The organism is Alcaligenes nematophilus (assembly GCF_026344155.1).
Taxonomy (GTDB): domain Bacteria; phylum Pseudomonadota; class Gammaproteobacteria; order Burkholderiales; family Burkholderiaceae_B; genus Alcaligenes; species Alcaligenes phenolicus.
Genome location: NZ_JAPKMZ010000005.1, coordinates 367,653 through 388,192, shown reverse-complemented (window position 1 = coordinate 388,192; position 20,540 = coordinate 367,653). Strand labels below are relative to the sequence as shown.

Annotated in this window: 22 protein-coding genes; 8 read left to right on the top strand and 14 right to left on the bottom strand. The window is 56.2% G+C overall.

Features of this window, described 5'->3' with window-relative positions:
- Positions 1-793: 793 nt before the first annotated feature.
- The 3 genes from thiC to OSH04_RS15550 all read right to left on the bottom strand — a co-directional run bounded on the left by thiC (position 794) and on the right by OSH04_RS15550 (position 3,865).
- A complete protein-coding gene (gene thiC / locus OSH04_RS15560) occupies positions 794-2,710 on the bottom strand; it encodes a phosphomethylpyrimidine synthase ThiC (protein WP_009460552.1) in 1,917 nt (638 codons plus the stop codon).
- A gap of 190 nt (positions 2,711-2,900) precedes the next feature.
- On the bottom strand, positions 2,901-3,278 hold the full coding sequence (locus OSH04_RS15555) for a helix-turn-helix domain-containing protein (protein ID WP_022983604.1): 378 nt from the start codon (positions 3,276-3,278) through the stop codon (positions 2,901-2,903).
- A gap of 212 nt (positions 3,279-3,490) precedes the next feature.
- Positions 3,491-3,865 (bottom strand): helix-turn-helix domain-containing protein, encoded by a 375-nt coding sequence (locus OSH04_RS15550; RefSeq protein WP_022983603.1) that lies wholly within the window; start codon positions 3,863-3,865, stop codon positions 3,491-3,493.
- A 112-nt stretch (positions 3,866-3,977) separates the two neighbouring features.
- On the opposite strand from OSH04_RS15550, the gene OSH04_RS15545 reads away from it, so the two are divergent.
- Complete coding sequence (locus OSH04_RS15545) at positions 3,978-4,739, top strand: helix-turn-helix domain-containing protein (RefSeq protein WP_035270428.1); 762 nt, start codon at positions 3,978-3,980, stop codon at positions 4,737-4,739.
- 86 nt (positions 4,740-4,825) lie between these two features.
- Here OSH04_RS15545 and OSH04_RS15540 read toward each other — a convergent pair whose 3' ends face one another.
- From OSH04_RS15540 to rplU, 5 genes are all read right to left on the bottom strand, one after another.
- On the bottom strand, positions 4,826-6,079 hold the full coding sequence (locus tag OSH04_RS15540) for a D-amino acid dehydrogenase (RefSeq protein ID WP_009460560.1): 1,254 nt from the start codon (positions 6,077-6,079) through the stop codon (positions 4,826-4,828).
- A gap of 129 nt (positions 6,080-6,208) precedes the next feature.
- The gene (gene proB / locus OSH04_RS15535; protein WP_026484420.1) at positions 6,209-7,366 is read right to left on the bottom strand and encodes a glutamate 5-kinase; all 1,158 of its coding nucleotides are present in this window, start codon (positions 7,364-7,366) and stop codon (positions 6,209-6,211) included.
- Between the two features lie 133 nt (positions 7,367-7,499).
- The gene (obgE, locus tag OSH04_RS15530; RefSeq protein ID WP_009460564.1) at positions 7,500-8,588 is read right to left on the bottom strand and encodes a GTPase ObgE; all 1,089 of its coding nucleotides are present in this window, start codon (positions 8,586-8,588) and stop codon (positions 7,500-7,502) included.
- Positions 8,589-8,874: 286 nt separating this feature from the next.
- Positions 8,875-9,135 (bottom strand): 50S ribosomal protein L27, encoded by a 261-nt coding sequence (gene rpmA / locus OSH04_RS15525; protein ID WP_009460566.1) that lies wholly within the window; start codon positions 9,133-9,135, stop codon positions 8,875-8,877.
- 50 nt (positions 9,136-9,185) lie between these two features.
- The gene (gene rplU, locus OSH04_RS15520) at positions 9,186-9,497 is read right to left on the bottom strand and encodes a 50S ribosomal protein L21 (protein WP_003801901.1); all 312 of its coding nucleotides are present in this window, start codon (positions 9,495-9,497) and stop codon (positions 9,186-9,188) included.
- Between the two features lie 395 nt (positions 9,498-9,892).
- Here rplU and OSH04_RS15515 point away from each other — a divergent pair, with 395 nt between their 5' ends.
- Together OSH04_RS15515 and OSH04_RS15510 are read left to right on the top strand one after the other, a co-directional pair.
- Positions 9,893-10,096 carry a CsbD family protein gene (locus OSH04_RS15515; RefSeq protein WP_009460568.1) on the top strand — a complete coding sequence of 68 codons (204 nt, stop codon included), beginning with the start codon at positions 9,893-9,895 and terminating at the stop codon, positions 10,094-10,096.
- A gap of 105 nt (positions 10,097-10,201) precedes the next feature.
- Entirely contained in the window at positions 10,202-10,363 is a 162-nt protein-coding gene (locus OSH04_RS15510) for a DUF1328 domain-containing protein (RefSeq protein ID WP_009460570.1), read from the top strand.
- Between the two features lie 75 nt (positions 10,364-10,438).
- Here the strand turns inward: OSH04_RS15510 and argJ are convergent, their stop codons facing one another.
- Both argJ and OSH04_RS15500 read right to left on the bottom strand, forming a co-directional pair.
- The gene (gene argJ / locus OSH04_RS15505; protein ID WP_266108804.1) at positions 10,439-11,665 is read right to left on the bottom strand and encodes a bifunctional glutamate N-acetyltransferase/amino-acid acetyltransferase ArgJ; all 1,227 of its coding nucleotides are present in this window, start codon (positions 11,663-11,665) and stop codon (positions 10,439-10,441) included.
- Positions 11,666-11,759: 94 nt separating this feature from the next.
- On the bottom strand, positions 11,760-12,290 hold the full coding sequence (locus OSH04_RS15500; protein WP_009460574.1) for a MarR family winged helix-turn-helix transcriptional regulator: 531 nt from the start codon (positions 12,288-12,290) through the stop codon (positions 11,760-11,762).
- 733 nt (positions 12,291-13,023) lie between these two features.
- On the opposite strand from OSH04_RS15500, the gene OSH04_RS15495 reads away from it, so the two are divergent.
- Positions 13,024-14,673 carry an AMP-binding protein gene (locus OSH04_RS15495; protein ID WP_009460576.1) on the top strand — a complete coding sequence of 550 codons (1,650 nt, stop codon included), beginning with the start codon at positions 13,024-13,026 and terminating at the stop codon, positions 14,671-14,673.
- Between the two features lie 57 nt (positions 14,674-14,730).
- On the opposite strand, the gene hemL is transcribed toward OSH04_RS15495, so the two are convergent.
- Genes hemL through OSH04_RS15480 form a run of 3 tightly spaced genes read right to left on the bottom strand, consistent with a single transcriptional unit; the run spans position 14,731 to position 17,565 of the window.
- Entirely contained in the window at positions 14,731-16,014 is a 1,284-nt protein-coding gene (gene hemL, locus OSH04_RS15490) for a glutamate-1-semialdehyde 2,1-aminomutase (protein ID WP_266108803.1), read from the bottom strand.
- A 44-nt stretch (positions 16,015-16,058) separates the two neighbouring features.
- A complete protein-coding gene (gene thiE, locus OSH04_RS15485) occupies positions 16,059-16,745 on the bottom strand; it encodes a thiamine phosphate synthase (RefSeq protein ID WP_022983601.1) in 687 nt (228 codons plus the stop codon).
- On the bottom strand, positions 16,738-17,565 hold the full coding sequence (locus tag OSH04_RS15480) for a bifunctional hydroxymethylpyrimidine kinase/phosphomethylpyrimidine kinase (RefSeq protein ID WP_009460580.1): 828 nt from the start codon (positions 17,563-17,565) through the stop codon (positions 16,738-16,740). The genes thiE and OSH04_RS15480 overlap by 8 nt, the downstream gene beginning before the upstream one ends.
- Before the next feature lie 122 nt (positions 17,566-17,687).
- On the opposite strand from OSH04_RS15480, the gene OSH04_RS15475 reads away from it, so the two are divergent.
- From OSH04_RS15475 to OSH04_RS15460, 4 genes are all read left to right on the top strand, one after another.
- The gene (locus OSH04_RS15475) at positions 17,688-17,852 is read left to right on the top strand and encodes a rubredoxin (protein ID WP_009460582.1); all 165 of its coding nucleotides are present in this window, start codon (positions 17,688-17,690) and stop codon (positions 17,850-17,852) included.
- A gap of 112 nt (positions 17,853-17,964) precedes the next feature.
- Positions 17,965-18,486: a YqgE/AlgH family protein gene (locus tag OSH04_RS15470; RefSeq protein WP_009460584.1), complete on the top strand. Its 522-nt coding sequence runs from the start codon at positions 17,965-17,967 to the stop codon at positions 18,484-18,486.
- 16 nt (positions 18,487-18,502) lie between these two features.
- Positions 18,503-18,910, top strand: a complete 408-nt coding sequence (ruvX, locus tag OSH04_RS15465; RefSeq protein ID WP_009460586.1) for a Holliday junction resolvase RuvX — start codon at positions 18,503-18,505, stop codon at positions 18,908-18,910.
- 23 nt (positions 18,911-18,933) lie between these two features.
- Positions 18,934-19,698, top strand: coding sequence for a lysophospholipid acyltransferase family protein (locus OSH04_RS15460; protein WP_009460588.1), 765 nt, complete (start codon positions 18,934-18,936; stop codon positions 19,696-19,698).
- Between the two features lie 5 nt (positions 19,699-19,703).
- Here the strand turns inward: OSH04_RS15460 and OSH04_RS15455 are convergent, their stop codons facing one another.
- Positions 19,704-20,540 (bottom strand): symmetrical bis(5'-nucleosyl)-tetraphosphatase, encoded by an 837-nt coding sequence (locus tag OSH04_RS15455; protein ID WP_266108801.1) that lies wholly within the window; start codon positions 20,538-20,540, stop codon positions 19,704-19,706.

Sequence of the window (20,540 nt, the reverse complement as noted above, 5' to 3'; positions counted from 1 at the left end):
AACCACAAGCGTCCCGCTCAAACAGCAGAGTGCTTGCACCCCCGATCGAGCCCTCGCCTGCGGCAAGTACTCTGAATCGCCCCTCCGGGTGCCCACCGCCCCCAAGGGCTCATACCGTGGCTATTCAAGCAATCATGTATTGAGGGTCTGGGTGTGAGATTTGGGATTTGGGATTTGGGATTTGGGATTTCGGATCTCGGATCTTGGGTCTGAGGTTTGGCGTCTGAGGTGAAGGGACTGAGGAGAGAGGTCGGAGGTGAAAGGTCTCAGGTGATAGGTGATAGGTGATGGGTGATAGGTCAGAGGTCAGAGATTCGACGCAGACCAGGAAAGTGCCACACGCCATTCAAGGATGCAGTTTGAACTGTCCAGAAAAAAACGATTGTGAGCCAGTTGAGCCTAGCTTCAGGGTGTCCGGGCGGTTCAGAGGGTTTGCCGCGGTCGGGAGATAGCGTAGGGGTGCAAGCATCCTGCTGTTTGAGCCGGACGTTTGTACTTGGTCCGGGGGACCAAGTACCCGGCGAGTTCAGGATGCGCCCGTAGCTATCTCCTGACAAGGGCACCGGTGCGCAGCACCGGCAAACCCTCAGCCCGGACACCCTGAAGCTAGGCTTAACTGGCGTCTTCAGCAACGATCTCTTCTGACTGTTAAACCTCGCTTTCCAATCAAATGAGATGACGGAGCTCCAAAAAGAAAAAGCCCCAGGCAGAAAGAATCCACCCAGGGCTTTAACCCATCAAGGCCTGATCAAACAAAGATCATGTTCACACCAGGCCCGTATTCAACGCAGCATCAAGCCTCCTGATACAGCTTGCTGCCCTGTTGAACAAACTGCACTGACATTTCCTTCATCCCCTGATCCACAGCGGACTGTTCATCCAGACCATTAGCCTTGGCATAGTCCCGTACATCCTGCGAAATCTTCATGCTGCAGAACTTGGGCCCACACATGGAGCAGAAGTGCGCCACTTTCATGGAGTCTTTAGGCAAAGTCTCGTCGTGGAACTCACGCGCTGTATCCGGGTCCAGACCCAGATTGAACTGATCATCCCAACGGAATTCAAAGCGTGCCTTGGACAAGGCATTGTCCCGGAATGCCGCCGAAGGATGCCCCTTGGCCAAGTCCGCGGCATGTGCTGCGATCTTGTAAGTGATGATGCCGTCCTTCACGTCCTTCTTGTTCGGCAAGCCCAGATGCTCCTTGGGCGTCACATAGCACAGCATCGCCGTACCTTGCCAGGCAATCATCGCCGCACCCAAACCGGAAGTGATGTGATCGTAGCCCGGCGCAATGTCTGTTGCCAAAGGCCCCAAGGTGTAGAAGGGGGCCTCATGACAGTGCTCCAGCTGCAACTGCATGTTCTCTGGAATCAGATGCAAAGGCACATGACCAGGACCTTCAATCATGACTTGAACATCATGCTTCCACGCTACCTGGGTCAACTCGCCCAGGGTACGCAGTTCCGCGAATTGTGCCTGATCATTAGCGTCATAGCCCGAGCCGGGACGCAAGCCATCGCCTAGCGAGAAAGCCACGTCGTACTGCTTCATGATCTCGCAGATGTCCTCGAAATGCTCGTACAGGAAGCTTTCGCGGTGATGCGCCAGACACCACTTTGCCATGATGGAACCACCGCGCGAAACAATGCCTGTCATGCGGCTGGCCGTCATGGGAATAAAGGGCAAACGCACACCGGCATGAATGGTGAAATAGTCCACGCCTTGCTCGGCCTGCTCAATCAAGGTGTCGCGGAAAATATCCCAAGTCAGATCTTCGGCAATGCCGCCGACCTTTTCCAAGGCCTGGTAAATAGGCACCGTACCGACAGGAACCGGCGAGTTGCGAATAATCCATTCGCGCGTCTCATGGATATTCTTGCCCGTGGACAAATCCATGATGGTGTCCGCACCCCAGCGAATCGCCCAGGTCATTTTTTCGACCTCTTCGCCAATGGTGGAGCCCAGGGCGGAGTTACCGATATTGGCGTTGATCTTCACCAGGAAATTGCGGCCAATAATCATGGGCTCGGTTTCCGGGTGGTTGATATTGGCGGGCAAAATGGCTCGGCCACGCGCAATTTCATCACGAACAAACTCGGGGGTGACCGTGGTGGGCAAGCTGGCGCCGAAACCTTGACCAGGGTGTACCTTGGTCAGGCGACGAGCCATCTCTTCGCCTTGCGGACCGCTGGCCCGCAAACTTTCAATGTATTGCTCGCGTCGCAGATTTTCCCGAATCGCCACAAACTCCATTTCGGGAGTGATGATGCCGCGCCGTGCGTAATGCATTTGCGTGACATTGGCTCCTGAAATGCTGCGTCGAGGCTGACGCTTCAACTCGAAGCGTAACGTGTCCAGTTCCGGGTCGGCCTGGCGGGCTTGACCGTACTGGCTGTTGAGTCCTGCCATCAACTCGGTGTCCTTGCGCTCGCTGATCCAGGCTTGGCGTAGCGGTGGCAGGCCTTTGCGAATATCGATCTGCACCGAGGGGTCCGTGTAAGGACCACTGGTGTCATAAACGCTTAAGGGAGGATTCGGCTCGGCGCCGAAGTGGCTGGGCGTATCAGCCAGGGAGATTTCCCGAAAAGGCACACGCAGATCAGGCCGTGAGCCGGTTTGGTAGATTTTTCGGGAGTTGGGTAAGGGCTGGATCGCAGCCGGGTCTACGCTGGCCGCTGTGGCCGTAAAAGAAGGGGTTTTGCTTGTCATTGCAGCTCCAAAGAAATGGTGGAGCCGATATAGGAAGAAGTGCCGTGCAGGCATTGCACCTGTGGCACACGCTCCCAGCATCGGCATTATCCGTACTGGTACGAGGGTTTATCTCAACCCGCCAAATGGCGAGTACCCCTGCGTGCTGACAAGTATAGGTATCTTGGAGCTGCTTGTGGACGTATAAGGCTTATTTTCTTTTCATACCGTTGAGCAGATGACGGATGGTTTGATCCAGGTGGTCACGCTCTTTGGGTGGCAAAGCCACAATCTCGTCCACGGAAAAGCGGTTGAAGGGCCAGGTCACAATCGGTGGGCCTTCGCCGGAGTCTTGCAAGGTGGTGGCATGGGCTGCACTCAGCTCCATATTGCCCAGCCCGTTTTTCAGCCATTGAGCACTGATATTCAGGGCTTTGGCCAGATCCAGTATTTCGCGCGCGTCACGCCGCGTACCACTCTCGTAATTGGAGATGGCGCTTTGACTGAGGTTGCACAGACGAGCCAGCTCGGCTTGAGAAAAGCCGCGTTGCAGGCGGGCGTGGCGGAGGCGATCAGAGAAGTGTTTCACAGTACAGATTGTTCATGGAACGCCCTGCACGATGGTTTTGAGTAAAGATGTCGTATGTGATAAAAATGTCTGGCTTAACCGGCTGAATGAAACGAAGAGAAGCTTAAGATGGGGGCAGCACCAGATTTGTCGGGTTCAAGCCTGTGCTTAAAGCTTGAATGTCAGGGGCGTTTAACAAGGCAGGCGGTATAGGCGGGTAGAACGTACGGTGCCTAGCGTTTTTTCATGCCGTCCAGTAAATGACGCAAAGTGCGATCGAGCAAATCACGTTCGCCATCTGCCAAAGCAACCACTTCATCGACGGAAAACAGACGGAAAGGCCAGGTAACAATGGGAGGACCATCCAGGGGTTCGGACAATGTGTAGCTGTCCTGCGTGAACTCCATCGTGCCGATACCCTTGCGCAACCACAAAGCGCTGACATTCAAGGCTCTGCTCAACTCCAGAATTTCACGTGCATCCCGACGAGTGCCATTTTCATAATTGGAGATGGCGCTCTGGGTCAATCCGCATAGACGTGCCAAATCTGCCTGAGAAAGACCGCGATGTTGACGTGCGTGGCGAAGGCGTTCGGAGAAATGTTTCACACAACAGATTGTTGATGTAAAGCCAAACACGATGGTTTTAATTAAAAATCACAGTCGTGATTTATACTGTCCGGCATAGTCATCAGATGTCATTATAGTTAAGGTATCAACTATGTCGGTTGCAAATGAAATTGCTGGCGGTCCTGTTGTTCTGTACCTGGCCACGGCTATCCCTGATCGAAACTTACTAGAACAACAAATTCAGGCTCTGGCAGAACGTGGTTATCGTCTTATTTTTTGCCCGGATGCGACGGCTTTGCTGCAGTTGGCCCAAACGCGGGGCCGTTACGCCGGTTCGATATGTATTGCCTGGTTGGGCGGGGCCTTGGCGGAAATCTGCTCGGCGGCCGTGCGCTTACGTATGCTGTGTCCGCAAATTGGAATCCTGATGCAGTCCGATGCGACGGACTCGGCCATGCTGCAAGCCTTGCATAGCGGCGGAGATCAGTTTTGCCCCAGGGATGCGTCTTTGGAGTTGCTGGCAGCCAGTTTGCACAGCTTGCAGCGGCGCATGATGCAGATGCCCATCATTCCTGAACCGTCTCAGCCCCAGGAGTGGGTGCTGGATCAGGAGGGCTGGGCCTTGATATCGCCTGTCGGGATCTCGTTTAGCCTGACCAGCACGGAGCGCGCCTTCATCGTCCGATTGCTGCGCGAAGAGGATCGCCGGGCCAGTCATTACGAGTTGATGCGGGCTGTGGCTAGTAAAACGGATGTAATCAGCAATCCGCCCGGTGCTTCGCATATCAACCGCCTGGGCGTTCTGGTCAGCCGTATGAGACGCAAATTCAACCAGGGAGGCACGGTTCTGCCTATCCGCTCGATTCATAACTGGGGCTATATGTTCGCTGCTAATTGCCAGTTGCTGGCCTAGTCAGGATGTCATCAGGGCAGGGCAGTTGAAAAAGGCCCTGTCGGTTATACCGGCAGAGCCTTTGTTCATGCTGTGGGGGGCAGGGCTTAGTAGTAGCGCTGCACCGACAAGTCGTCTGCACGGATGGCAGGCTCCTTGTTGCTGATCAGATCAGCCAGCAATTGTGCACTGCCGGTAGCCAAGGTCCACCCCAGCGTACCGTGGCCGGTGTTCAGGAACAGATTGGAGTAGCGGCTACGCCCCACAATTGGGGTGCTGTCCGGCGTCTTGGGACGCAGGCCGGTCCAGAAATGCAGATCTGCATCGCTTTGATAGCTGCCGGGGAACAGATCATTCAGGACCATCAGCAAGGTCTGTTCACGGCGGGGATTCAGGCGCTTGTTAAAGCCGACGACCTCGGCCATGCCGCCCACGCGAATGCGATTATCAAAGCGGGTCAGGGCGATCTTGTAGCTTTCATCCAGCAACGTGGACTGAGGCGCACGCGAGGCATCCGCAATTGTGGCGGTAATGGAGTAGCCCTTCAACGGGTAGACCGGGATGGCCTGCAGGTCTTTCATCAAACCCGTAGACCAGGAGCCCAAGGCCACCACGTAGGCATCGGCAGTCAACAGGCCATCGGAGCTTTGGACGCCGCTGATCTGCGTGCCGTTGCTGTGAATGCGCTGAATGTTCTGGTTCCAGCGGAATTCCACGCCTTCCTTCTCGGCCAATTCGCTAAGGCGGCGGGTGAACATCTGGCAGTCGCCGGTTTCATCTTCCGGGAAGCGCAGGCCACCGCTTAGTTTGTGCTCTACGTGGCGCAGAGCCGGCTCAATCGTGTGCAATTCGGAGGCGGACAGCAGCTCGTAGGGCACGCCAGCTTCTTTCAGGACCTCGATGTCGGCGGCAATGCCGTCCAGCTGCTTTTGCGTACGGAAAAGCTGCAAGGTGCCTTGGGCACGGTGCTCGAATTGAATGTCGGTCTGGGCGCGCAACTCGGCCATGCAGTGGCGGCTGTATTCAGCCAGACGCACCATGCGTTCTTTATTGATGGCGTAGCGGTCTGCTGTGCAGTTGCGCCACATGGCCAGCAGCCACTTGATTTGTGTCAGCGTGCCATCCGGGCGAATCGTCAGGGCCGGATGCTCGTCGAACATCCACTTGATGGCTTTGCGCGGGATACCCGGCGCAGCCCAAGGGCAGGCATAGCCAAAGGACAACTGACCGGCGTTGGCAAAACTGGTTTCCAGAGCGGGCCCAGCCATGCGGTCGATGACCGTTACGCTGTGTCCTTGGCGGGCAAGATAATAAGCGCTGGTTACGCCTTCTACGCCAGCACCTAGCACGAGGATCTTCATACGGTTCCTTGGGCGCATCGCCCGAAAGGGAAAGTGTTGCAATCAGGCGCGCAAAAACCGCGCGCACTGTCGCAATTCGATACGTTTTATCCGTCTATTTCAACAGGCGGGCAGGGTAGGGGTCAAGGATTAGTCCTGATCCGGTGCACTGCGTGGGAACACCATATTGTTACGGTGTATCAGCTCTGTATCGTGTTCGCTGCCCAGCAATTCATTGATCAGGTGGCTGGGTTGGCCCATGATGCGGCGGGTGTCGTCCGAGGAGTAGTTGATCAGACCACGGGCGTATTCCACGCCGTGCTTGTCCACGCAGGCCACCACGTCGCCACGGTCAAATTCGCCTTCTACATGGGTGACACCGACGGGCAGCAGGCTCTTGTGACCGTCTACCAGCGCACGTACAGCGCCTTCGTCCAGCGATACGCGACCACGCACACGCAACTGGTCGACCAGCCAGCGTTGGCGGGCCGAGCGTACGGGCAGGGTGGCACGCAGCTCGGTGCCGATGCGCTCACCTTGCGCCAGGCGGGACAGGACTTGCTGTTCGCGGCCAGAGGCAATAATGGTGTGGCCACCGCTTTGCGCAGCGCGTTTGGCGGCCAGGATTTTGGTGATCATGCCGCCGGTGCCGATATTGCTGCCCGAGCCGCCTGCCATGGCTTCCAGCGTCGGATCGCCCGCCTGTCCCAGCGAGATGAACTGCGCATCAGGATTGCTGCGCGGGTCGGCACTGTAAAGGCCAGCCTGGTCGGTCAGGATAATCAGGGTTTCGGCTTCGATCAGATTGGTGACCAGTGCGCCCAATGTATCGTTGTCGCCCACGCGGATTTCATCCGTGACCACCGTGTCGTTCTCGTTCACGATGGGGACTACACCCAGGTCCAGCAAGGTGTTGATGGTGCCTCGTGCATTCAGGTAGCGATGGCGGTCGGCCAGATCTTCATGGGTCAGCAGAATCTGAGCGGTGCGCACACCATGGCGGGCAAAAGCCACTTCATAGGCTTGAATCAAGCCCATCTGGCCGACGGCCGCCGCCGCTTGCAACTCATTCATGGCCTTCGGTCGGCGCGGCCAGCCCAGGCGGGCCATGCCTTCGGCAATGGCACCGCTGGAAACCAGCACCAATTGCTTGCCTTGGGCATGCAGTTGAGCAATCTGGGTAGCCCATTGCTCTACGGCATCCAGGTCAATCCCTTTGCCCTCGTTGGTGACCAGGGAGGAACCTACTTTAATAACCAATCGGCGCGATTGCGCAACGGCCGATTCAGAATGAGAAGAGTGCTGCATGACGAGTTCAGAAATCCATCGCTTGGCGTGTAAATAGAGAAAATGCCAGGAGTAGGGCGGTTGGCTTAACCGCGTCTTCCGGGCATTTTGGGGTTCAGTCCTGGAGTCTAGATCCTGGACCTGTGTAGCACGATCAGTCTGGGGCAAACCTCTCGTCGTAAATATGGGTGCCGTCGGCAATATCTTGCTCGATATGCTCTTTGCGGCTTTCTTCATCCAGCCAGGACTGCAGCTGATAGACCAGATCCTGTGTACCGACACCGGTCAGGGCGGAGATACCAAAGACCGGGCCTTCCCAGTTCAGCTCTTTGAGCAGGCGGGCTTTCAGGTCTTCCGGGTCCGAGACCATGTCCAGCTTGTTCAGAACCAGCCAGCGTGGCTTGGCGTACAGCTCTTCGCTGTACAGACGCAGTTCTTCAACAATGGCACGGGCCTCTGCAGCCACTTTGGCTACAACATCCTCGTCCGGGTCCAGGCTGGATACGTCCAGCAAATGCAGCAAGATACGGGTGCGAGTCAGGTGGCGCAGGAACAAGTGTCCCAGGCCGGCACCTTCGGAAGCGCCCTCGATCAGGCCAGGAATATCGGCCACTACAAAGCTGTGGGCTTCGGACGAACGCACCACACCCAGGTTGGGGTGCAAGGTGGTGAAGGGGTAATCCGCAATGCGCGGCTTGGCGTTGGAAATGCGGGTGATCAGCGTGGATTTACCGGCGTTGGGCATACCCAGCAGACCGACATCAGCCAGCACCTTCAGTTCCAGACGCAGCTTGCGATGCTCGCCTTCCTTGCCGTAGGTAAATTGACGCGGGGCACGGTTCACACTGGATTTGAAGTGCAGGTTACCCAAACCACCGGCGCCGCCTTGGGCCAGGGTTATTTTTTCGCCATGACGCTTCATGTCAAACAGCTGCTCGCCGGTTTCTGCGTCAAAAATCATGGTGCCAACGGGCACACGCAGGGTGATGTCCTCGCCACCCGCGCCATATTGGTCGGACCCACGGCCGTTTTCGCCGTTGCGAGCGCGGTGCAGGCGGGCGTAGCGGTAGTCGATCAAGGTGTTGACGTTACGGTCGGCCTCGGCATAAATGCTGCCACCGCGTCCACCGTCGCCGCCATTGGGGCCACCTTTTTCAATAAATTTTTCTCGGCGGAAACTGGCAGCGCCGTTTCCACCTTTGCCTGCGACCACTTCAATGGTCGCTTCGTCTACGAATTTCATGGTGATGAGTGCTGTATAGGTCCAGGGGCCGCAGAACCGTATGGGCTGCTGGTCTGGGAGCAGACCATTTTAAACAAAAACCCCAATTGCTTAGTGTATAGGAGATTGGCTTATCTGCCGGTATGTGCCGTGATAGTGGCCGATTTTTAATCTCTTGCTGTGGCCGTAGGGAGACTGGCTAAGCCGGGTGGGCGGGTTTGGGCGATGGCGGGTTGGCCATGCATAAAAAAAGCCCTGCCTAGGGCGGCAGGGCTTTTTCGCAGCGAGTACGCTTTGATCGGGTGGCTTATTCGCCAGCAACGACCGAAACGGTACGCTTGTTCAGAGCACCAGTGATGGAAAATTTAACTTTGCCATCGACCAGGGAGAACAGGGTGTGGTCTTTGCCAATGCCCACGTTCACGCCGGGGTGAAACTGAGTGCCGCGCTGACGAACAATGATGCCGCCAGCCGAAATTACCTGACCGCCGTAGACTTTAACGCCCAGACGTTTGGCCTGTGAGTCACGGCCGTTCCGCGTAGAGCCGCCGCCTTTCTTCTGTGCCATTTCTTTAGCTCCTAGATGAAGAAAATACCAAATTCGCTTTTAGCAACAACTTAGGCGTTGATCGCTTCGATGCGGATTTCGGTGTAGTTTTGACGATGGCCTTGCGTTTTGCGGTAGTGCTTGCGACGGCGCATTTTGAAAATCTTGATTTTGTCGTGACGGCCTTGCGCAAGAACAGTAGCCTTGACCACAGCGCCAGCAACGAAAGGAGCACCGATTTGCAGTGCTTCACCTTCGCCGACGGACAGAACCTGGTCAAGCGAAATTTCTTGCCCAATGTCTGCCGGTATCTGTTCTATTTTGAGTTTTTGGCCAGCAGTAATGCGATATTGCTTACCGCCGGTTTTTATAACCGCGTACATAGGGAATCCCTTAAAGAGTCAAACAGGCATCGCGTAAAAGGCCAATAACAGCCCGCTGTAATGCCATCTAACATAAAAAAATCTTGACACGCAAAATGCCAAGCAAAAAATAATAGGGCAAAAAGGCTTTGCTGTCAATGGCTTGGGCCTTCTCCTGTCTGTATTTTGCATCCAATCCTTTCGTTTTTCACTGGGTAGGCAGGGGAGGCCCCTTGTCTTGGGGTCGTAAAGGACGTGTGAGGGGACCTGCCTCGTTCAGAACAGGGCATATCGCTAATTTGTTACATTTCTCCTCAATCTGTGGCCTTTGAGTGGCTCGCCTTCCGCTACGGTAGAGCTGTTGCGTTCACAGAAGCGTAAGTCATTTATTTTTCGGACCTACTAAGGGGAAACGTATGAATAAGGACACGATCGAAGGCAAATGGAAACAACTGGCCGGTAAAGCCCGCAGCGTCTGGGGCGAAATTACGGATGATGAGTGGGCCAAGGTGAAAGGGGATGCCACGCAATTGGCCGGTCTGGTGCAAGAGCGCTATGGCCGTACCCGCGAAGAGGCGGAGCGCGAGGTTAAAGACTTCTACGACAAGTACGACCGTTAGCGGGTGGGAACCTTTTTTTGTCTGTAGGTATTTCATGAGCTGTCGTTGAGATGGCCCGTCAGACAAGGTGCTGTCCCTGTACGTACTGATGATGAGGAGAATCGTATGCTTTACTACGCCGTAATCTTTTTTATTGTAGCTATCGTGGCTGCTGTGCTGGGTTTTGGTGGCATTGCCGCTGGTGCTGCTTCGATTGCCAAGATCCTGTTTGTCGTGTTCCTGATTCTGGCGGTGCTCTCGCTGGTCAAGGGCATGGGCAAGAAATAGAACAAGCCCGCCAGCGGCGGGCTTGTCCGTAAGGAAAAACCGTCTCCACCGATTGGGTGGAGGCGGTTTTTTTTATCAGGAGCGGTAGTCCGCGTTGATAGTGACGTACTCGTGCGAGAAATCGCAGGTGTAAACCGTTTCGCTGTGTTGGCCACGGCCCAGAGAAACACGTACCAGAATTTCGGCTTCCTGCATGACGCGCTGGCCATCTTCTTCCTGGTAGTCGGGGTTGCGGCCACCGTCCACGGCCACCAGCACATCGCCTAGCCACAGACGCAATTTGCTCACGTCCAAATCGCTAATGCCTGCGTAGCCAATGGCGCACAGAATACGGCCCAGGTTCGGGTCGGAGGCAAAGAAGGCTGTTTTCACCAGAGGTGAGTGAGCGATGGCGTAAGCCACTTTCAGTGCTTCTTCGCTGGAGCCGGCGTCATCAATCTGAATGGTCATGAACTTGGTAGCGCCTTCGGCGTCACGCACGATTTTCTGGGCCAGTTCGCGCGAGGCGTCGACCAGGGCATCCAGCAAGGTGTTGTAGTTCGGGTCTGCAATCGACTCTACCGTGACACCGCTTTGGCCGGTTGCCATGATGATGAAGGAGTCGTTGGTGGAGGTGTCGCCATCAACCGTAATGCGGTTGAAAGAGCGGTCCGCTGCCAGACGGCACATATCGCGCAGCAGTTCGGGAGCAATACCGGCGTCCGTAGCCAGGTAACCCAGCATGGTGGCCATATTGGGGCGAATCATGCCCGCGCCCTTGCTGATGCCGGTCAGTGTGATGGTTTTACCCGACAACTGGATTTGACGAGACACGATTTTGGGTTGCGTGTCGGTGGTCATGATGCTGTGAGCAGCATTGAACCAGTTGTTGTCGGCCAGATCGTTCACCGCCGCAGGCAGAGCGCCCAGCAGGCGATCCATGGGCAGAGGCTCCAGAATCACGCCGGTGGAAAAGGGCAACACTTGCTGGGGAAGGATGTTCAGCAGGCGCGCGGTTTCCGTGCAGGTTTGCTGTGCTTTTTCCAAACCAGCCTGACCTGTGCCAGCGTTGGCATTGCCGGTGTTGATGACCAGGGCGCGGATGCCATCGTGCGTAGCCAAGTGGGCTTCGCACACTTGTACTGGAGCAGCACGGAAACGGTTGGTGGTGAACACACCGGCCACGCTGGTACCGGGGGCCAATTCAAACACGGTCAGGTCGCGTCGGTTGGCCTTGCGAATACCGGCTTCGGCAATACCGATTTTGACACCGGCAACGGGGTGAATATCAGATTCAGAGGGAATGAACAGATTGACGGCCATGACGCGATCCGAAAAACAATGTTAAAGGCGGCTCAAAGCAGTAATGATACTTGCTTTGAGCCGCCTGAGCATATCTTTGGTCGCGCCGGAGCGCTTAGCTTTCGCGAGCAGCCATGGCCACGTTGTTGCGAGTGATCAGCTTGAGTTCGCCCAGGGCTTCAAACAGGTTGACGCGCGCTTTTTCCGACAGGTTGGCAAACATCTCCTGTAGCCACTGCTCGTGGGAGGCCGCCATTTTCTTGAACTGGCGCTTGCCCTTGGGTGTCAGGCGGATCAGGGAGCTGCGACGGTCGGTGAGCACCTTGATGCGTTCGACCAAACCTTCTTTTTCCAGCTGATCGGTAATGCCCGTGATATTGCCGTTGGTGACCATCAGGTGACGGGACAGCTCGCTCATTTTCATGCCAGCGGGCTGACGCTGCAATTGAGCCATCAGGTCAAAACGGGGCAGTGTGGTCGTGTGCTCGGTACGCAGGCGACTGCGAATTTCGCCTTCAACCAGATTGGTGCAGGCCATCAAGCGCAGCCACAGGCGGGTGTCGAAGTGGTCGTCGCTATGGGCACGGCTTTCCAAGTCGGGAGCGGCATCGGCGACGGCGGAAGCGGGGATATCGTTCATGATCATAGATAGCTTGCCTTAATGGTGCATGTCCAAAATGTTTAGCTTTGAAGGACGCAGACCGCAGCCATGAGCAAGCTGGGTTAGCTTGGTGGGTATCTTAGGGGCTGGTTCGAAGTTTGACATTGCGACAGATCAAAGTAAATTCGTTTTTAAGCTTAAATTAATCAACTTGATAGAAAGCACCGGCAAAGCAGGCAAAGCATTGGGTAAGGAAATGCAAACTCTTGTCTGCTATTTACTTTTAGGGCCACGGCTTTGAATAATCTTCGGACGGCGCTCTAACTTTGATCCGACACGATAAGCTGGCTAAATTCAAGTGATTATTTAGTTGAAGTATAAGGCATTTGCCTCTGTATCGCCTGTTCGCTTAATCACTTTTCTGCTTTTTTTGATACTTTTTTTTGTTTCAAAAATAATGCCTGCCGTAATTTTTCTTAATTGAAAAAAATGCATGCAGAAGATCGATTTATTTCTTATATCCTGAAATTCATTATTGAATTTTGCGTTGCGCGGGCAAGGGCCTCAGAGGAGCCGGGATCAGTCTAGGATACCCCTTGAAACAGCGGAGGATGATGCGCTACTGCGGATAACCCGTAGTCGGGATTGCTGATACTGGAGCGTTTTTTTTGCTAATATCCTTTAGAACTAAACAATATAGACCTTGCCAATTTGGCTGGCGCCTTTGATGGACCAAGGTCTACGCCTGAGTGGGGCGTAATCTACGCAGGAGATAAGGATGGAACGTTCAGCGCACCTTGATACCTTTGCACGCGATAATCTGCCACCCATGGAGTGGTGGCCAGAGATGTTGCTGGAAGGCAATCCGGATGTGGACTATCCCGCTCGTCTCAATTGTGCCGTGGCGCTGTTGGGAGAGCAGGTAGCAGCGGGGCATGGTGATCGCGTGGCTTTGCAGTGGGCACAGGGCGATGAGAATCGCAGCCTGACCTACAAGCAGCTGGACGTGCTGACCAACCGTATTGCTCATGTTCTGGTTGAGGACATGAAGCTGGTGCCCGGCAACCGGGTTTTGCTGCGTGGTCCCAATAACCCCATGATGGCCGCCTGCTGGTTGGCCAGCATCAAGGCCGGTCTGGTCACGGTTCCCACCATGCCTTTGTTGCGGGCGGTGGAACTGAAGACGATTCTGGACAAGGCCGAGATTCATGCTGCCTTGTGTGACGAGCGCCTGCGTGAAGAGCTGGAACACTGCATGGACTCCACGCATGATTCCTACACGCCTGCTCTGAAGCAACTGCTGTGCTTTAACGATGAAAGCGCCAAGGGTCTGGAAGCCTTGTTGGCTGACAAGCCCGAAGAGTTCACCGCTTGCGATACGGCGGCTGACGATGTTTGTCTGATCGCTTTCACCAGCGGCACGACCGGCCAGCCCAAAGGTTGCATGCACTTCCATCGTGATGTGCTGGCAATGTGCGATACCTTCTCGCGTCACGTACTGCGTTTGACCCCGGATGATGTGGTCTGCGGTACGCCTCCTTTGGCCTTTACCTTCGGCCTGGGCGGTCTGCTGTGCTTCCCGCTGCGTGTGGGTGCATCCACTGTCCTGCTGGAGCGTCTGACGCCTTCCGATCTGCTGGGCATGATTGATCGCTTCAAAGTGACCATGAGCTTTACCGCACCCACCTTCTATCGTCAGATGGCTGGTTTGGTGGATCGTTACTCCTTGGCCAGCTTGCGTGCCACCGTGTCGGCAGGCGAAGCCTTGCCAGATGCGACGCGTCAGCTTTGGAAGCAGGCCAGCGGCATCGAGATGACAGATGGCATTGGTGGCACGGAAATGATTCACGTGTACGTGTCCAGCCCACCTGAAAAAGTGCGTGCTGGTGCCATTGGCCAAGTGGTGCCCGGATATGTCGCCACGATTCTGGACGATGATCTGAATCCGGTGCCAGTCGGTACGGTAGGCCGTTTGGCCGTAAAGGGGCCAACAGGCTGCAAGTACCTGAACGACGAGCGTCAGAAGCAGTTTGTTCAGGGCGGTTGGAACTTCCCTGGCGACACCTTCAAGATGGACGAGGACGGCTACCTGTATTACCAGGCTCGTAACGACGACATGATTGTTTCCTCGGGCTACAACATTGCCGGTCCTGAAGTGGAAGGCACCTTGCTCAAGCACGAGGCTGTGGCCGAGTGTGGCGTTGTAGGTGCCGCCGATGAAGAACGGGGCCAGATTGTGCAGGCCTTCATTGTGCTCAAGCCTGGCTTTACCGGAAACGATGAGCTGAAAAAGAAGCTGCAGGATTTTGTGAAAGAGAACGCAGCGCCGTACAAGTATCCACGCGCCATTGAGTTCGTGACTTCCTTGCCTCGTACCGAGACAGGGAAGTTGCAGCGCTTTGTCTTGCGGCAGATGGCGCAAGACTGATTGTTCAGCGTATAAAAAAAAGCGGGCATATAGCCCGCTTTTTTGTGTCTGGTACTTTTAGTTTTTGAAGGTGGCAAAAACTTCGCGTGCCGCTTGCACAGTGGCGTCGGTAATGTCCGGGGTGTGCTGCACCGAAACAAAACCTGCTTCAAAGGCCGAGGGTGCGAAGTACACGCCCTTGTCCAGCATGGCGTGGAAGAACTGCTTGAAGCGCTCGATGTCGCCAGCCGACACTTGGGCCAGGGAGGTGGGCACGGTTTCGCTGAAGTAGATACCGAACAAGCCGCCCTGGTGGTCTGCCGCAAAAGGTACGCCTGCTTCTTTTGCAGCGGCCTTCAAACCCTGGATCAGGTTGGCGGTGTTGGCTGTCAGGGTGTCGTAGAAACCGGGTTGAGCCAGTTTCTTCAAGGTTGCCAGGCCAGCGGCCACAGCAACAGGGTTACCGGACAGGGTGCCTGCCTGGTAAACGCCACCGACGGGAGCGACGCATTGCATGATGTCGCGACGGCCACCGAAAGCACCGACGGGCATGCCGCCGCCAATCACCTTGGCCAGGGTGGTCAGGTCAGGACGAATGCCGGTCAGGCCTTGCACGCCTTGAGGGCCAACACGGAAGCCGGTCATGACTTCGTCAAAAATCAGTACGGCACCGTATTCGGTACACAGTTCGCGCAAGCCTTCCAGGAAGCCGGGGGCTGGGCGCACCAGGTTCATGTTGCCGGCAAAAGGCTCAACGATAATGCAGGCGATTTCGCTGCCTTTCTGTTTGAAAGCATCGCGCACGGCGTCCAGATCGTTGTAGTCCAGCACCAGGGTGTGGCCGACAAATTCGGCTGGCACGCCTGCAGAGGTGGGGTTGCCAAAGGTCAGCAAGCCGGAACCGGCTTTGACCAGCAAACTGTCAGCGTGGCCGTGGTAACAGCCTTCAAACTTGATGATGGTGTTGCGGCCGGTAAAGCCACGGGCCAGACGAATGGCGCTCATGGTGGCTTCGGTGCCGGAGCTGACCAGACGCACTTGCTCGATGGACGGCAGCATTTTGGTCAGAGTTTCAGCCAGCACGACTTCGCCTTCGGTAGGCGCGCCGTAGGACAGGCCGTGTACGGCGGCTTCCTGTACGGCTTTGATAACGTCCGGATCGGAGTGGCCCAGAATGGCCGGTCCCCAGGAACCCACGTAGTCCGTGTATTGCTGGCCGTCTGCATCCCAGATGTAAGGGCCCTGAGCGCGTTCGATAAAGCACGGGGTGCCGCCCACGGAACCGAAGGCACGGACGGGCGAGTTGACGCCGCCGGGGATGACTTTGCAGGCACGTTCAAAAAGTTCGGAGTTACGGGACATGAGGCAAGAATCCAGATGTGAAAAGGTCAAGGCCAGGCAAGGGGTCAGCGCATAAAGCGCGATGAGTCCTGGGCGTGAAAGTAGTCGGTAAAGCGTTGCGCCGTGGCGCGTATATCGCTGGTTTCAAACAGGCTGCTGATAACGGCAACGCTATCGACCCCTGCTTCCAGCAGTTCGGGCATTTTCTCGGGTGTGATGCCGCCAATCGCAACAATGGCAGCACGCCGTCCCTCGTGTTCTTGTTCTTGGCAAAGCAGTCGAGCTTGTCGCAAGGTGTTCAGCTCAGCCGGGGGGGCTTCGGGTTTGACGCTGGAAGGGTACATGGCCCCAAAGGCAATGTAGTCTGCATCGTCTGCCAGGGCCTGGCGAGCCAGATCCAGACTGTTATAGCAGGAGCGTCCCAGCAGGGCTTGCGGCCCCAGTGCCTGACGGGCCTGGGTCAACTCGCCATCGCTTTTACCCAGGTGCGCGCCTTGCACGTCAAACTCTTGCGCCCAGCTCCAGTGATCGTTCACCAATAGCGGCAGATCCAAAGACAGGCACAGCTTGATCAACTCTTTGAGTTGTTGCTGGCGGATTGGTTCCGGGCCGTTCTTGCGACGGAACTGCAAGACCTGCAACCCCCCTTCGTGAGCGGCACGCACGGCGTTCAACAAGCGGGCGGTGTCGTCCCATTCGGGAGTAATGCCGTATAGACCGGCAGGAAAGCGCAGGGTGGTGGCGTCAGTCATTTTGGGGAGCAACAGGGTTGAACAGGCGGTGGCCCATACCGGGCTGGAAGGTGTCACTGGCACGTGCCTGCAGGTGCAACAAGGCTGATTCTACCGCGTTATCCAGCTCGTGGCCTTGAGCCAGAAAGCTCAGGCAGGCGGTAGCCAGCAAACTGTCTATGTCCTGCTGACGCAGGCCGCCATCCAGCGGCATGCTGTAGTCCAGACGACCGTGATGTCCCTGAAAGCGCGTATGCCATTGTCCGGCAGCACCGGGGACGCCGGTGACCAGTACGGCATTGGCTCCGTTATTCAACAAGGTTTCCACGGCATCGGGGGTGTCGCCCAGCAGCTCGTCGGCCTGCCAGCGCTCCAGGCTGGGGTGGTCGATCAATAATAAGGAGCTCAGGGGCAGGAGCAGGCGTAAACTGGCATCAAGAGCATCGTCCGCATCCAGTTCGTCCAGGCCGGTGGGCATGGCGCTCAGGTGCAGGACCAAGGGCAGTTCAGGGTAGTCGGAGCAAAGCTCGGCCACCATGCTGGCGATTTCAGGACTGTAGACAGGACCGCACTTGATGGCCTGAATGTTCATGTCCTCCAGCAAGCAGCGCGCCTGGTCGTCGGCAATGTCCTCTGCCAGGGTCTGAATGTTTTCTTGCTGCGCGCTATCGCGCACCAGCAAGGCGGTGGGCACGCTGACGATATGGCAGCCCAGATGAGCGCCAGTGATGGCATCGGCGGGCAGGTGGGCACCGCCGCTGGGATCATAAGGAGCCAGCACGAGCGCCAGAGCAGGACTTGAATTTTTGATTTCAGCAGCCATCTTGTCTTGGTTACCCATGCAGGGCCGGCAAGGCTCTGGATGTCACGGGTTGAGTAATTTAGTAATATGAACCCCATTTTAATGGATTGCCCCGATTTGCACGCGGATCGGACTATGTTTACAAATACAGTAGGAATACTATGCGTACGTGGATGTGCCTGATTTGCGGCTGGATTTATGATGAAGAAGCAGGTTTGCCTGAGGAAGGCATTGCGCCGGGCACACTCTGGGAAGACGTCCCTCCGAACTGGGTCTGTCCCGAATGCGGCGCTCGTAAGGAAGACTTCGAAATGATCCAAGTGTGATCATCTCAAGTTCCAAGGTGGTTTGTTTTGACGGGAGGTGTGTATGAGTGCCACTAGCCAGTCCCCGCTAATCCAAGAAAGCGCTGATCTAACGCACCACCTGTTACTTGCCATGCCCGGTGTGGTTTCGGGCAGCTTGGCCGACACGGTGATTTATGTCTGTGAACATAATGAGCAAGGTGCCTTGGGCCTTGTTATCAATCGACCAACGGATCTGAGCCTGGTTGAGCTGCTGTCTCGTATCGAGGTGGATGTGGAAAACCGGGCTGATCTGGCCGCGACTTCTGTCTACTTCGGTGGACCGGTGCAAACGGATCGCGGCTTTGTTCTCCATGATTCCGATAAAACCTATACCTCCAGTCTGGGGGTAGGTGATCTGACTCTGACTACTTCGCGGGATGTGCTGCAGGACGTGGCCCAAGGCCAGGGGCCAGTGCATATGCTGGTCACGCTGGGTTATGCCGGTTGGGCTGCGGGCCAGCTGGAAAGCGAGATGGCCGACAATGCCTGGCTGAGCATCAAGGCTACCCATGAAATCCTGTTTTCTACCCCGGTTGGGGAGCGCTATGATCGCGCCCTGGCCTTGCTGGGAATCAGTCCTTTTACCCTGACAGGTGCTGCGGGCCATGCCTGAACACGAAACACCGTCAATGGTCAGCTCGGCGCAAACCTTGCTGGCCTTTGACTATGGCCTGAAAAAAATTGGTGTGGCGCTGGGCAACACCTTGACGCGCCAGGCCCGCCCTTATACGATTTTGCGGCCCGTTACACGGGAACAGCGCTTTGCGGCTATCGAGGCTTTGCTCAAGGAATGGCAGCCCGATCGCGTCGTGGTAGGTTTGCCTTTGACCCTGGATGGTGGCGAGCAGTATGCTTCGCTGCGGTGTCGGCGTTTTGCCAACCAACTGCACGGTCGCTATGGCGTTGCAGTAGACCTGGTCGATGAGCGGGGCTCCAGCATGGAGGCTCAAGAATTGCTGGGCAATAATGACGATGATGATGCCATGGCAGCTTGCGTGATCCTGCAGCGATATCTGGACAGCCTGCCACCGGCCTGAGCTCTCTACAAGGTTGCAGCCTTTTGATTAGTTTATTTCGTTTTAGTTGGCGCGCTGTCGCTCTGATTGTGTGGATCGTGGTCGGCTTGTTAAGCGTCGGTCTGCTTTTTCCGGTATTGCGTCCAGGCGGGCGCCGCGTCATGGTGTTGCGCATGTCGCGCCTCTTGATGCTGATCTGCGGCGTGCGTGTACTGCAGCACGGCCAGGCCGTTCAGGATCGATCCGTGCTCTATGTGTCCAACCATATCTCCTGGTTGGACATTTTTGTACTCAACAGCGTGCGTAGTACCTCTTTCATTGCAAAAAGCGATATTCGCCGTTGGCCAGTGATTGGCTGGCTGGTGGCGGGTGCAGGGACGGTTTTCATTGAGCGCGGACAGCGTCGCGCCATTCAGATTGTCAGCCAGCAAATGGCTGTGTGCTTTGAGCGTGGTGATGCCGTAGGTCTGTTCCCTGAAGGCACCACTTCAACCGGACTGGATGTACAGCCTTTCCACGCCAGTTTGTTTGAGACGGCTATCAGCCTGAATGTGGATATTCAGCCGGTGGCTCTGGTATTTGAGCAGAAAGGTCAGCGCAGTGAGCGCTTTGCCTTTGTGGGCGAGCAGTCTCTGGTTGGCAATATCTGGGTTCTGCTCAGTGCGCGTAATGTCTCTGTGCACTGCCATTTTCTGGACCTGATGCCGGCTCAATCCTGTACGGAGTGGGGACGTTCGCAAACGGCACAAACAGCTCGTGAACAGATCCGTGCGGTCGTGTGCCCCGAGGCCGTCACTGTCGAGGCCTGATGGCTTTAGCCCGGTTTCTTGCTTTCCGGGCAGTGAATCTGAACCAGATGCCGGTCTTGCAGGCGTACAGCACTAAGCTGGCGACCCCAGACGCAGCCGGTATCCAGACTGATCACGGTAGGCGTGTTCAGCAAGCCCAGCGTAGACCAATGTCCAAAAATAATAGGGACCTGGGCACAGGCGCGATTCGGCATTTCATACCACGCTAGCAAGCCGGACTCGGCATCCGGCGCACCCTTGTGCTTGAAGTCCATGCGACCATTCACATCGCACATGCGCATGCGGGTCAAGGTGCTGACAATGGCGCGCAGGCGATCGTAGCCTTGTAGCCCAGCATCCCAGCGATCCGGGTTGTTGCCGAACAACTCAATAATCTTTTCTTGCCAGTCATCCGCACGTAAGAGTGCTTCCAGCTCGTGGGCGTATTCCAGCGTTTGCTCCGGGCTCCAGTCGGGGTGCACTCCGGCATGTACCATCAGATGGCCATGCTCATAATGAGCCAGCGGTTGGTGTCGCAGCCAGTCCAGCAACTCTTGTGCGTCCGGCGCGGCCAGCAGTTCCTGCAAGGTATCCTGTTTGCCGGGCTTGCGCACCCCGGCAGCGACTGCCAGACAGTGAATGTCGTGGTTGCCCAGTACACAGACGGCGCGATCGCCCAGAGAACGAATCAGGCGCAACGCTCCCAGAGAGTCCGGGCCACGGTTGACCAGATCGCCTGCAAACCAGAATTTGGCCTGGCTGTCGGCTGCAACATCAGGATGGCTGAGCAAGCTGTCCAGGGGGTGGCAGCAGCCTTGAATATCACCAATCGCCCAGATGGCGGGGGAAGTAGCTAAGGACAT

Excerpts from the sequence above, each read along its gene's own strand:
- thiC (WP_009460552.1), bottom strand. The coding sequence starts at position 2,710 with ATGACAAGCAAAACCCCTTCTTTTACGGCCACAGCGGCCAGCGTAGAC.
- OSH04_RS15545 (WP_035270428.1), top strand. The coding sequence starts at position 3,978 with ATGTCGGTTGCAAATGAAATTGCTGGCGGTCCTGTTGTTCTGTACCTG.
- OSH04_RS15540 (WP_009460560.1), bottom strand. The coding sequence starts at position 6,079 with ATGAAGATCCTCGTGCTAGGTGCTGGCGTAGAAGGCGTAACCAGCGCT.
- proB (WP_026484420.1), bottom strand. The coding sequence starts at position 7,366 with ATGCAGCACTCTTCTCATTCTGAATCGGCCGTTGCGCAATCGCGCCGA.
- obgE (WP_009460564.1), bottom strand. The coding sequence starts at position 8,588 with ATGAAATTCGTAGACGAAGCGACCATTGAAGTGGTCGCAGGCAAAGGT.
- rpmA (WP_009460566.1), bottom strand. The coding sequence starts at position 9,135 with ATGGCACAGAAGAAAGGCGGCGGCTCTACGCGGAACGGCCGTGACTCA.
- rplU (WP_003801901.1), bottom strand. The coding sequence starts at position 9,497 with ATGTACGCGGTTATAAAAACCGGCGGTAAGCAATATCGCATTACTGCT.
- OSH04_RS15515 (WP_009460568.1), top strand. The coding sequence starts at position 9,893 with ATGAATAAGGACACGATCGAAGGCAAATGGAAACAACTGGCCGGTAAA.
- OSH04_RS15510 (WP_009460570.1), top strand. The coding sequence starts at position 10,202 with ATGCTTTACTACGCCGTAATCTTTTTTATTGTAGCTATCGTGGCTGCT.
- argJ (WP_266108804.1), bottom strand. The coding sequence starts at position 11,665 with ATGGCCGTCAATCTGTTCATTCCCTCTGAATCTGATATTCACCCCGTT.
- OSH04_RS15500 (WP_009460574.1), bottom strand. The coding sequence starts at position 12,290 with ATGATCATGAACGATATCCCCGCTTCCGCCGTCGCCGATGCCGCTCCC.
- OSH04_RS15495 (WP_009460576.1), top strand. The coding sequence starts at position 13,024 with ATGGAACGTTCAGCGCACCTTGATACCTTTGCACGCGATAATCTGCCA.
- hemL (WP_266108803.1), bottom strand. The coding sequence starts at position 16,014 with ATGTCCCGTAACTCCGAACTTTTTGAACGTGCCTGCAAAGTCATCCCC.
- thiE (WP_022983601.1), bottom strand. The coding sequence starts at position 16,745 with ATGACTGACGCCACCACCCTGCGCTTTCCTGCCGGTCTATACGGCATT.
- OSH04_RS15480 (WP_009460580.1), bottom strand. The coding sequence starts at position 17,565 with ATGGGTAACCAAGACAAGATGGCTGCTGAAATCAAAAATTCAAGTCCT.
- OSH04_RS15475 (WP_009460582.1), top strand. The coding sequence starts at position 17,688 with ATGCGTACGTGGATGTGCCTGATTTGCGGCTGGATTTATGATGAAGAA.
- OSH04_RS15470 (WP_009460584.1), top strand. The coding sequence starts at position 17,965 with ATGCCCGGTGTGGTTTCGGGCAGCTTGGCCGACACGGTGATTTATGTC.
- ruvX (WP_009460586.1), top strand. The coding sequence starts at position 18,503 with ATGGTCAGCTCGGCGCAAACCTTGCTGGCCTTTGACTATGGCCTGAAA.
- OSH04_RS15455 (WP_266108801.1), bottom strand. The coding sequence starts at position 20,540 with ATGTCCTTAGCTACTTCCCCCGCCATCTGGGCGATTGGTGATATTCAA.